Raw genomic sequence first — 9936 nt, 5'->3', positions numbered from 1 at the left:
GTCCAACAGCCCCACCCGCCCCGCGGTGATGCCCAGCGCCGCAGCCATGCACGCTCCGGCGCGGCCGGCCAGGGCCAGCCCGATGACGTTCAGCAGTGCCCCGAGCCGGTCGGTGCAGCGGGCGTGCGCGCTGGTGAGGCCCGGTATCTGTTCGGCGAACGTCCGTCGAGCACACTCCGTTTTCGTGCAGACGAACCGGCGGACCTCCAACACGATCTGCACCCGCCGGGCGGCCAGCGGCACATCCTGCAACTGCCGATGATAGCGATCGTGGACACGAGTCGACGAGCACCCGCAGCTCGGACAGCTCCCATCACCACCCCGGCCACGAGCCTTGATGATCGTCGCATCCACGCCGCATACGGTCGCCTCGACAAGCACCGCTATACCCGCAAACAGCGCGTCCTGCCAGGACAGTTCATGTGCGCCCATGTCCAAGACGTCAACAGCAGCACATCCATCCAGCCTGATCAGTACAGACTTGATGGAGCGTCAGACATGTGGTGGTACGGGTACGGCGTACCCCGGCACAGACGCTGGAATCGAACACAACCCTCACCGACCGTGACGGCTCCCCGTGATTGCTGACAGAGCCCACTTCGCCCCGTCACCACCCCTCAATGCACCCGTGCGACCCACCAACAGGGGCCGATCGAAGCCAACATGCCGGGGCCGCTGAACAACGTCACAGCCACCTTGACCACCCCTTGTCCGGACGGTTCGTCCGTAGCCAACACCACACCGTCCAGCCGTAGTTCAGCAGACGGGTCAGATCTGGGGTGGTGTTACGGCAGGTCTTCCAGCCTGGCAAGCAGGCCCGCGGCAATGCCGACCAGCAACTCCCTGACGCGTTCTTCCCGAACCGCGGTGTTCCCCAATTCCTCGCCACCAGTGGCCGCTGCGCCATGCATTCATCTCGGCCAACTCTCCTTGAACAGCTGATCACCCGAGTGACATCGAGCCAACGAGGCCGCTGCGCCTGGCAAGTTGATCGAGACCGCTTATACGATCACGCCGCATTCCGGGAAGTTGACAGCGACACCAACCAAGCCACCCGAAGGGATCTTCATGCAGGTCCGTACAAGTCGCGTACTCTCCGCCTTCTTATCCCTCGCTGCCGCAGCCGCCGTAACTCTCGCGACCGCACCAGGGGCCCACGCAGACGCCGCTCCCGCCCACGGAAGACTGCTTGGCACCTTCGACCCGCAAGACCTCGCCCCGCAGTCAGCCTCACGCCTGACGAGCCCCCTGAAATCATCAGCCCGCCACTGCACACAGCTGCCCGCAGGTTCAGCCGCGCGGAAGGACGGAGCCGCCATCTCATGTATCCAGACGACGGGGGCGTCCGACAGCAGCAACCCGGTGCGCAGCAGTCAGCTGGCAAGCGCGCAACCAGCTGCGGTGACGTGCAGCACCACGCCCGCTTCATATTCCTACGATCGACACAGCTACTGTCTGAACAGCTATAAGGCCACTCTCACCAGCTGGAGCCCGCAAGGCGCAGTCCTCGGCACGGGTGTCGTGTTGGTCAGCGCCACCGCCACCCTGTCGGCATACAGTGGCCAGTGGCAGGAATCTCAGACAGCCACCCTCTCCGAGGCCACAGGTACGGTCCTGGAAACAGGGCTGGGAATGACACTCACGTCAAGTTGCACCGCCGCGTGCACCGCGACTGTGCCCAATCCGTGGGCCGGCAGTCGGCTGCTGAAGCTCGGCCAGTCGGCAACCGGCAATGTCACCTTCCTCTCCGCACCGGGTGCAGGTCTGGTCAGCAACATCACGACCAAATACGACCTGAAGGTGAATCAGCCCGGAACCACCCCCATCAACATTGATGCCACCTGGAGCAACCCCCATACAGTGCGCTGCGACACCATGTTCGCCGACAACACCAGCACCGGCTGTGTCATCTCCGACGTCCGGCCTAAACTCGAACTGTCTCAGGCCGTTTACGGCGCCGCCGCCGCCACCTACGGCTTCGCCGAGAACTACCTGATCGACCACTGGGGATCCCAGGCTAACCCGGTCCAGCGGCTCGCCGACCTGACCACCCAGACAGGGAATCGCACGGCCACATGCCAAGGCGGAGCGTCGAGGCCCTTCGTGACGCTTCCGGACACCGTCCCCGGCGACAGCTGCGACGAATACCCCTTCGCCTCGACCTACCAGGGAGGCACGAACGGCGCCTTGTGCGCGGACGTCATTCCTCAGCTGGAGAGCGACGGTATCTGGCATATCTACCAGGATCTCAACGCTCCTGCGGTCACCTTCAACGAACCGTGCGCTCGCGGCCACGTGCCACTGACCCAGAACTCGGCAGCCGGCGGCAAGGTGGGCAACAACAACCAGAACGAGCGCATCATCGATCTTGAGAAGTACCTAGTCGTCATCACAGTCTGACTCCCATATACCCGGCTGCTCCCAGGGCAGGGCCCTGGGAGCAGCCGGGTCCGAAGTGAACTACAGGAGTACGAATGACCGAGCCGTCCCCGAGCTGGGACTGGATACTGCGTGGCGGCTACGGGGGCATGTGCCTCACCTTCACCCACGGCGTGACCCCCGAGACAGCTATCCGACGCTACGGCGCCGACCCCTCCCAGGCCAGCAGCATCGCCTTCCCCCAGGCTTACGAACTCCTCCAGCCGGGCCCGGACAGCTCCATCCTCAGAGTCGGATCTCTCCGGGAATGGACCTTCTGCTGCGAGACTCTTGGCGTCCAGGGCATCATGCCCGCAGTCCTGGCAGCGCTCTCCCAGGGCACCCAGACAGTCGCTTTCAACCACGGAGCCAACGCGCTGCACACCCTGGAACACTGGGTGGACGGACAACCACGCGAGCGCTTCGAAGCAGGACAGAAATCCTCCCTTCAGGCCGCCGACGTCCACCCGTTCTGGGACGCGGCCGAACGCCACCGCGCCGACCACCACAACCGGCCGGCCGTCCTCGACACACTTGAAGCCGTCGGCGACCGCATCGGCGGACACCTCACCGCCGACATCGTGCACGGCCCGCTGCTCACCACCATCCTGCCCTGGCCCCTTCCCCCACTCCCCTCACCCGCGGCACCCCTACCCTTCGTCCATGCGACTGCACCAAGGCCCCTGGGTCCGTCGCTCGGCACCCTCCCCCCACCCACACGGTAGAGGGCCAGTTTCCAGCGACGGGCAGGCCATGCCCCGCAGCAGTTCAGAACAGAGCCGACGAGCCAGCCGCATGAACACGTTCGCCCCGGCCGGAGACCGGACGGGGCGAGAACATCGGGCAGACACGGGCCGGGGCGCGTGCGGAAGGTCGGCGAGGTTGAGAACCGCGAAGTCCCGGTCTTGAAGACCGGCAAGGGATACAAGCTGTCCAAGACCCCGATCGTCGCGGTCACCGAAGAGGAACTGCGGCAGATGTCGGCGTACGGGCTTGTCTGGCCCTGGCAAGATTTTCGTGAAGCGGGGCTGTGCCACCGTGCGCCGGTGACGCTCCGTCACGGGTAGCGGCGTCGGAGGTGGGCCATGAGGACGACTCGGTGGCGCAGGAGCGGAACGCCGGCGCGGCCGGCCATGATCCGTTTCTGGAGCTTCAGGTCCGTGATCCGGCCTTCGTTGACGCCGGAGTTGAACGGGGTGGTGATCCCTTGGATGACCGCCGGCTGGTCTTCGCGGATGGCGTTGGCCAGGCTCGCCAGGGCAGACAGGCCAGTGGCTGTGAGTTGGTCGAGCCAGTCCGGCAGCGGGGCGGCGTCGCGGGCGTCGAGCATGGCCGCGAACTGCCGTACCAGAGTGTGGGTTTGGTCGAGTTCCGGGCAGTGTTCAAGTAGTCGACGGAGTGCCTCGGTGGGGTGCAGGCCTCGCTTCGGCGGTGTGGTGGTGATCCACCGGGCGACCTGGCGGGGCGATGGCGGCCGCTCGCGCGGTGTGTCGATCGGCAGACCGCGGCGTAGCGGCGCGATGGCCATCTTGACCCGCTGGTAGTGACCGCCGTAGCCCTTGGCGGCAATCTCCTGGTACAGCACGGTCGCGGTGTGCTCGCCTTCCTCCCACCGCTGCCTCAGATACTCCAACGGGTCCAGGTTCGTGGACCGGCGGGACGGAGTGCGCCGTACGCACTCCTGCCAGCAGGCAGCGTGTGCGTACTTGGCCACGGTTCGGCGGTTCAAGCCGAGGTCGCGGACTATCGCACTGAGGCTGCGGGCCGTGCCGAAGTACCCCTGGACGGTCTCGAACAGTCGCTTCGCATGACGGAGGGCGGGAGTATCGGCCGCCTCGCACGGTTCACCCGACGGCGGTGGGGCCGGTTCGGGTTCACGTACTGCCGCGGCCAGGCAGCCGCGGTGGGCCGCGGCGATGCCCGAGACCCGCCTCGACAGCCCCTGCCACAGATGAAAACGGTCGCTGACCTGCACCGCGTCCGGGGCTCCCTCGGCAATGCCCTGCCGGTAGACCAGCGAACCGTCCCGGCACACCACCTCGACGCCTGGATGCGCACGCAGCCAGGAGGCCAGCTGCCCGGCATCGCGCCCGGCCCACAACTCGACCGGCAGCCGCGTGTCGGCATTCACGAGCAGCGTGCCGTAGACGTCCGCGTACAACGCGAAGTCATCCACGCCCAGCACCCGCGCTGTCGCGACCGACGGCAGCCGCATGCGCATCAACTGGAACAGCACACTCGTCCGCGACAACGGCGTCTTCAAGATGCGCAAAAGCCGGGCCCCGCCACGGCCGGCGAGCAGCACCCCGGCCATCTCGACCAGATGCTGCAGCAGCGGACTGCGCCGCTGATAGCGCACCGTCAGCCCCTCCACCTGCTCGGCAAACGTCCGCCGACCGCAGTCCGCACTGTCACAAAACAACCGCCGCACCGCCAGACCGATCAGCACCGGGCGGCCCCCGGCAGCGACATCGGCCAGCGTGCGGGAATACCGGCTGTGCACCCGCGCCGACGCGCACCGGCAGTCCGGACACGCCACCATCAACTCGCTGGTACGGGCAGCGATCCGGACCACGCCACCCGACGACCACACCCGTTCCACCCGCACCGCATCGAGGTGCGGCGACGCAATTCGTACGAGGTCATCACACTCGCCGAAGGTCCCACTACCCGTGACGGAGCGTCATCGGCGCACGGTGGCACAGCCCCGCTTCACGAAAATCTTGCCAGGGCCACGTTCACGTGTACGCCGACAGTGACGTCCGCACCGCCCGGCGGCGCGGGGTGGGACGGGCGAGGAAAGCGCTCCCGTACGAGGCGGCGGTGAACGCCGTACTTCTTCGACAGAGCCCGGATCGACAGCTGCCGCTGCCAGCTGTCCCGCCGGATCCGGTCGAACAGCTCCTGCTTGGACAAAGACATCCGCAGCACCGCCCCTGCCGGAAACCACAGGAACCGTCTCACCGCAAGCGCCGAGGTGGGGCCACTTCGCCCCGTCACCACCCCTCAATGCACCCGTGCGACCCACCAACAGGGGCCGATCGAAGCCAACATGCCGGGGCCGCTGAACAACGTCACAGCCACACAAGCCCTCACCATCGTGTCCAATACCTACGCGGAGAGGCTCGCCCTCTACACCCAAGTCGCCCGGCGTCTTGAGTTCGTCCAGTCCCTACGCGCGTGGGGGTCATTCGTTCGTCTCCACCATGGGCGAGTCGAACTGCAAGCCCTGTCCCTGCGCGTAGGGGTCAGTCCACCGGAACGATCAGCGTGGCCAGCTTCCCCACGTCCAGTCCCTACACGGGGGGGCAGTCGTTCAAGGATGCCGAGAGCGCGGGACTGGTGGTGTCCCGTCCCTACACATGGGGGTGAGCCCGGATCGGCCGCGTGCTGGAGACGGTCGACAAGGTCCCATCCCTACGCGTGGGGGTCAGTCCCCACCGACCGCCGCCGCCCGCAACAAGTCCAGTCAGTACGTGTAGGGGTCAGTCCACGCACATCGAGCAGGAACAGCGCGACGTTCCGTCCAGTCCCTGCGCGTGGGGGCCCGTTCGGACCACTTGCCACCGTCGCCGAACTGCGTTGTTCTCGAGCATAAAACTCCTGTTCAGCAGCTCCTCCGCCTATCAGGACTTGCACGAAAGTGTCCTGGGATCTTGCGCGAAAATGTCCGGCCCACAAAGAGATTCGCCACGCCAAAGAAGCAGGTCACAGAGCGTTTTTAGCGGACACTTTCACGCAAGACGACCCGGACACTTTCACGCGAGTTACCACCTGGAGCCACGTCTCGCCGCCCGGCACCCACCGGGCCATGGTGGTGAGCTCCCCGCGCTCGGGGTTGCTCCAGGGAGCCGAGCAGTATCTGCGCGGTGCTGCCGCGCGCAAGAACGTCCATCCCGAAATCGCCGCCATGCTGCGCGCGGTCCTCGATGAGTGGGACGACGCGCAGTGCGGCAGCACCGCCGTCTCTCAGGCGACGGCCGGCTGAGCGGGGCGCCACTCGCCGCCCGGCCAGCCCCGCTCCGCAGCTGGCCGATCGTCGCGCTGACAGGCACCAACCTGCGGTCCCCACGGCCGCCTGGGCCCCGGGGACGCAATCCCGCTGGTGACTGGCTGATCAACGCCCTGACACGGCCGCGGCCGAGGTGGCAAGGTCGGTGAGATTCCAGACGGCAGATGAGGGGGCTCCGTGGACCGCAGTCTTGACAACGACGCGTCCAGTCGCATGAACGATGCTGAGGAGTACCTCAGCGCCGAACAACGGAGAGCGGCAGCCGCGGAAAGGTCCAAGCTGCGCGAGCTCCGGCACGAAGTGAAGCAAGCGGAACGGGACTTGGCCCGCCGCACGACGGCCGTCCAGATCGGATTGCTGGCGCTGATCGTCGCCGGTATCTCCCTGCTGACAGGTCTGGGCTGGGCAGTCCTGGCCTGGGACTCCCCCGCGACGCTTCTCCGCATCGCCATCATCTGCGGCACGCTCATACTGATCGCTGTGGCAGTCCTCATCGTGACTGTTCCGCGCCGGGGCCCACGCCTGGCCGCCCTGATGAACGAAGTTGACACCAAGCGCGAGGAACTGCGGTTCCTCGGCTCCCTCTACTACCCGACGCTGAAGGAACGGCGCAGCCTCTACCGCGAGGATGTTGCCGGGGTCATCGAGCAGCACCGGGCAGACAGCCGCAAGTACCGGCTCGTCCACAACGTGCTGCAGAACCTCATCATGATCGGCTCCGCGTCCACGACGACCGTTGCCGCCCTCGACACCGGTGGCAAGCTGACCTGGCAGAGCGTCACGATCGTCGCCATCGGCTTCACCGTCACGCTGTCAGCCGCCTTCACCGGCTACTACAAGTACCGTGAGCGCAGCTACTTCCTGCTGCAGACCGCCGACGCCATCGAGGAAGAGGCCAACGCCGTCAACCTCGGCATCGGCCCCTACAAGAACTTCGGCCCCGACCAGGAACAACAAGCGCTGAAGTTGTTCACCCAGCGCGTCGAAGACCACCGCAACGAACAGCGGCGCCGGCAGCAGCAGCTGGACCAGCCCGCCGACCAGGCCACGCCGACGGGGGCATCACCGTCGGCCTGACCCGATCCTCATCCCCGCGGCTGCCGACGGCCTCCTCTGCGTTCCGGCCGAACGGCCGGAACCACGGTCGGAGCCCTCGTCCCGTGTCCCCAGGGCAGGAACAGGGCGAGCGACGCCAGGGCCTGACCCAGGCCGGGAAGAATATGCGGTAAGTCCTCGGGCCGGGCCTTGGCCACCACCGCCCGAACGCGGACGCCGATCAGGATGCCCAGCAGGCCGATCACACCGGTCGCGATGGACGACGTCAGTTGCATGGCCATGGCCCCGTCTCTCACGGCGAGTTGGGCGGCGCAACGCTCAACCCCCGTCCTGTGACCGGGGGTTGGCGGGGCTACCAGGTGCTCGAGGTGTACTGCTCGATCAGGCCCGTCAGCCACTCGGGCGTGGCGTCCACCTCGAAGGGGGAGGTGCGGTGGCGTCTTCTCCGTCACAGCAAGGCGGCGGGTTCGAGGAACTCGGAGGCGGTGTCGGAGAGCCGCACCCACCGGTGGGCGGATTGCGACGTCAAGCCGGTGGACATGAGCCGTAGTTGATCAATACGCAGCCGGACCGGTTCCGGCAGAGCAGCGGGCAGGGCAGCGAACAGCTCTACGTCGTTGTGCTGCCGCAGAGCGGCTGCCGCGACCGCACACCAGTCATCAGGGGTCTCGACCCGTGCGGCATCGCCCGTGGCCAGCACGGCAACGACTACCACGCTCTCCAGTTGTGCAAGGAACGTGGCAGGGTCGACACCCCACTTCCGGCACCGGTTACGGAAGTGAGTGTCGAAGTCGCGGTCCGCCAGGCGCCTGCGCATCAGCTCGCCCGCGAGACGTTCCGCGGCAGCAACCGGTTCAGCCGTCACCTGAGGCCCTCGTCCAGCGAGATGGTGCGGACAGGCGTCGGCCGTCTGCCCGCACCGGACAGCCTGCCTCTAAAGGCACTTCACGTTGAGTACCGTACTGGTCGCAGTGCCGCTGGTCGTGGTGCCGTAGAAGATCGACCCCACCGTCAGAGTGCGGTACGAGTAGGTGGTCGACGTCGAATCACAGCTCAGCGACGAGGTCGTCGAACGTGACGGCGGCGGGCAGCTGTACTGCCTAGAACTCGCGGCTGCCGTCGACCAGATGCCCGGCCCCGTGAGGTAGATCTCGACGTCGTCCTCGCTGTTGCAGGAATCCGGTGCGTGCGGAGTGCACGAGCTGATTCCCCCCGTTCCCATGATCTTGCCCGCCGCTGTAGTTGGGCTTGCTGGCGTACAGCGTGCACGTGACGATGTCCGCCGCCGAACGCTGGACACCGCCGGCCGTCAACGTCACCTCGGGGTTCGCCCGCGATGCCCCGGGTGGTGCCGGATCCGCCGACGCGGCGTTCCCTGCCAGTACGGCCGAGGCGACGAGTATGAGAGTGACCATCGCTCTGGCTGCGGCTCTTCGCCCTGACTTGGTTCTCCGGATGCTGCCTACAGTAATTGGCCATGGGTAGAGGGCGTCTGAAAAGCCTGTCAGCGCGCTGGTCTTGCGAGGCGGCGTACGAGGAGCAAGGCCATGGTGAGGTAGATGGCGTTCTCCGAACAGACGCGCAGGTACTCGTAGTCCTTCGACAGGCGGCGGCACCGACAGCCAGGCAAACCTCCGCTCTGCCACCCAACGCCGTGGGACCACCGCGAAGAGGGGCACTGCTGGAGGCGGTTCCCCCACTCGTGCCCAGGTCGAGCGGAATCCTCCGTCGCGGCGCTGCACGACCTCCACGGTGATACCGATTGTCTTCCGGGCCCAGGCGTGGAAGTCGGCGCCGCGGTAACCCTGATCCGCCCACACATGCCGCAGACGCGGAAAGGCATCGGAAGCCCGGGAGAACAGCACCACGGCGCCATCTCGGTCGCCAACGCTCGCCGGGCTCACGCAAGCCACCAGGACGGTGCCGCGGGTGTCGACGAGCAAGTGGCGCTTGATGCCGCTGACCTTCTTGCCGCCGTCGTAGCCGTGCAGGCCACCGCGCTCACTGGCCCGCACGCTCTGGCTGTCCACGATGGCCGCACTGGGAGTCGGATCGCAGCCGAGCTGCACCCGCTCGCGTTCGCGCAGCGCCGTCAACATCCGCTCCCACACGCCCTCTTGCTGCCACTGTCGCCAGTAGTGGTAGACCGTCTGCCACGGCGGCAGGTCATGTGGCAGCAGTCTCCAAGCGCAGCCGGCCCGCAGCCAGTACACCAGTGCGTTGAGGATCTCCCGCCGCGCGTGTTTTGCCGGCCGCCCACCGGGCCTGACTGCTGGAACCAGCGGACGGAGGATCTCCCACTCCGGATCGGACAGATCCGTCGAGTAACGGGTACGCAGCCCGCACACCCCAGCCCCCGAAAGTGCGCTATCGCCCCGCTACCAGGCAACTTGCCCGCTGACAGGCTTTTCAGACGCCCTCTAGGAGAATTCAGGATGGGGAATTACATG

Annotated in this window: 11 protein-coding genes; 5 read left to right on the top strand and 6 right to left on the bottom strand. The window is 66.6% G+C overall.

Annotation, left to right across the window (positions count from 1 at the left end; all coding sequences use genetic code 11):
* Window positions 1-432 (bottom strand): transposase family protein (locus tag ACNFOC_RS22340; RefSeq protein WP_416960867.1); only part of this gene is annotated, 432 nt, incomplete at its 3' end.
* Between the two features lie 930 nt (window positions 433-1362).
* Here ACNFOC_RS22340 and ACNFOC_RS22335 point away from each other — a divergent pair.
* From ACNFOC_RS22335 to ACNFOC_RS22325, 3 genes are all read left to right on the top strand, one after another.
* Window positions 1363-2400: a NucA/NucB deoxyribonuclease domain-containing protein gene (locus ACNFOC_RS22335; protein ID WP_416960866.1), complete on the top strand. Its 1038-nt coding sequence runs from the start codon at window positions 1363-1365 to the stop codon at window positions 2398-2400.
* 74 nt (window positions 2401-2474) lie between these two features.
* Complete coding sequence (locus tag ACNFOC_RS22330) at window positions 2475-3143, top strand: DUF6461 domain-containing protein (protein ID WP_416960865.1); 669 nt, start codon at window positions 2475-2477, stop codon at window positions 3141-3143.
* Window positions 3144-3323: 180 nt separating this feature from the next.
* A complete protein-coding gene (locus tag ACNFOC_RS22325; protein ID WP_416960864.1) occupies window positions 3324-3485 on the top strand; it encodes a hypothetical protein in 162 nt (53 codons plus the stop codon).
* On the opposite strand, the gene ACNFOC_RS22320 is transcribed toward ACNFOC_RS22325, so the two are convergent.
* On the bottom strand, window positions 3476-4993 hold the full coding sequence (locus tag ACNFOC_RS22320) for an ISL3 family transposase (RefSeq protein ID WP_416960863.1): 1518 nt from the start codon (window positions 4991-4993) through the stop codon (window positions 3476-3478). The two genes, ACNFOC_RS22325 and ACNFOC_RS22320, sit on opposite strands and share 10 nt — an antisense overlap.
* Window positions 4994-5130: 137 nt before the next feature.
* Window positions 5131-5340, bottom strand: a complete 210-nt coding sequence (locus ACNFOC_RS22315; RefSeq protein WP_416960862.1) for a hypothetical protein — start codon at window positions 5338-5340, stop codon at window positions 5131-5133.
* Window positions 5341-6229: 889 nt separating this feature from the next.
* On the opposite strand from ACNFOC_RS22315, the gene ACNFOC_RS22310 reads away from it, so the two are divergent.
* Window positions 6230-6406: a hypothetical protein gene (locus tag ACNFOC_RS22310; protein ID WP_416960861.1), complete on the top strand. Its 177-nt coding sequence runs from the start codon at window positions 6230-6232 to the stop codon at window positions 6404-6406.
* A gap of 201 nt (window positions 6407-6607) precedes the next feature.
* Entirely contained in the window at window positions 6608-7507 is a 900-nt protein-coding gene (locus tag ACNFOC_RS22305) for an SLATT domain-containing protein (RefSeq protein ID WP_416960860.1), read from the top strand.
* An 8-nt stretch (window positions 7508-7515) separates the two neighbouring features.
* Here the strand turns inward: ACNFOC_RS22305 and ACNFOC_RS22300 are convergent, their stop codons facing one another.
* The 3 genes from ACNFOC_RS22300 to ACNFOC_RS22290 form a co-directional block, all read right to left on the bottom strand.
* Window positions 7516-7767, bottom strand: a complete 252-nt coding sequence (locus ACNFOC_RS22300; RefSeq protein WP_416960859.1) for a hypothetical protein — start codon at window positions 7765-7767, stop codon at window positions 7516-7518.
* Window positions 7768-7934: 167 nt separating this feature from the next.
* A complete protein-coding gene (locus ACNFOC_RS22295; RefSeq protein ID WP_416960858.1) occupies window positions 7935-8351 on the bottom strand; it encodes a hypothetical protein in 417 nt (138 codons plus the stop codon).
* Window positions 8352-8990: 639 nt separating this feature from the next.
* A protein-coding gene (locus tag ACNFOC_RS22290; RefSeq protein ID WP_416960857.1) for an IS5 family transposase occupies window positions 8991-9834 on the bottom strand; the annotation gives its coding sequence in 2 pieces (ribosomal slippage) (window positions 8991-9105 and window positions 9104-9834; 846 coding nt in all).
* Window positions 9835-9936 lie beyond the last annotated feature (102 nt).

This window comes from Streptomyces colwelliae (genome assembly GCF_048158785.1).
In the GTDB taxonomy this organism is placed as follows: Bacteria; Actinomycetota; Actinomycetes; order Streptomycetales; family Streptomycetaceae; genus Streptomyces.
This window is presented reverse-complemented; position numbering and strand designations above follow the sequence as displayed.

Coding starts and splice junctions, on each gene's coding strand:
- ACNFOC_RS22310 (WP_416960861.1), top strand. CDS start 6,230: ATGGTGGTGAGCTCCCCGCGCTCGGGGTTGCTCCAGGGAGCCGAGCAG.
- ACNFOC_RS22300 (WP_416960859.1), bottom strand. CDS start 7,767: ATGGCCATGCAACTGACGTCGTCCATCGCGACCGGTGTGATCGGCCTG.
- ACNFOC_RS22315 (WP_416960862.1), bottom strand. CDS start 5,340: ATGTCTTTGTCCAAGCAGGAGCTGTTCGACCGGATCCGGCGGGACAGC.
- ACNFOC_RS22330 (WP_416960865.1), top strand. CDS start 2,475: ATGACCGAGCCGTCCCCGAGCTGGGACTGGATACTGCGTGGCGGCTAC.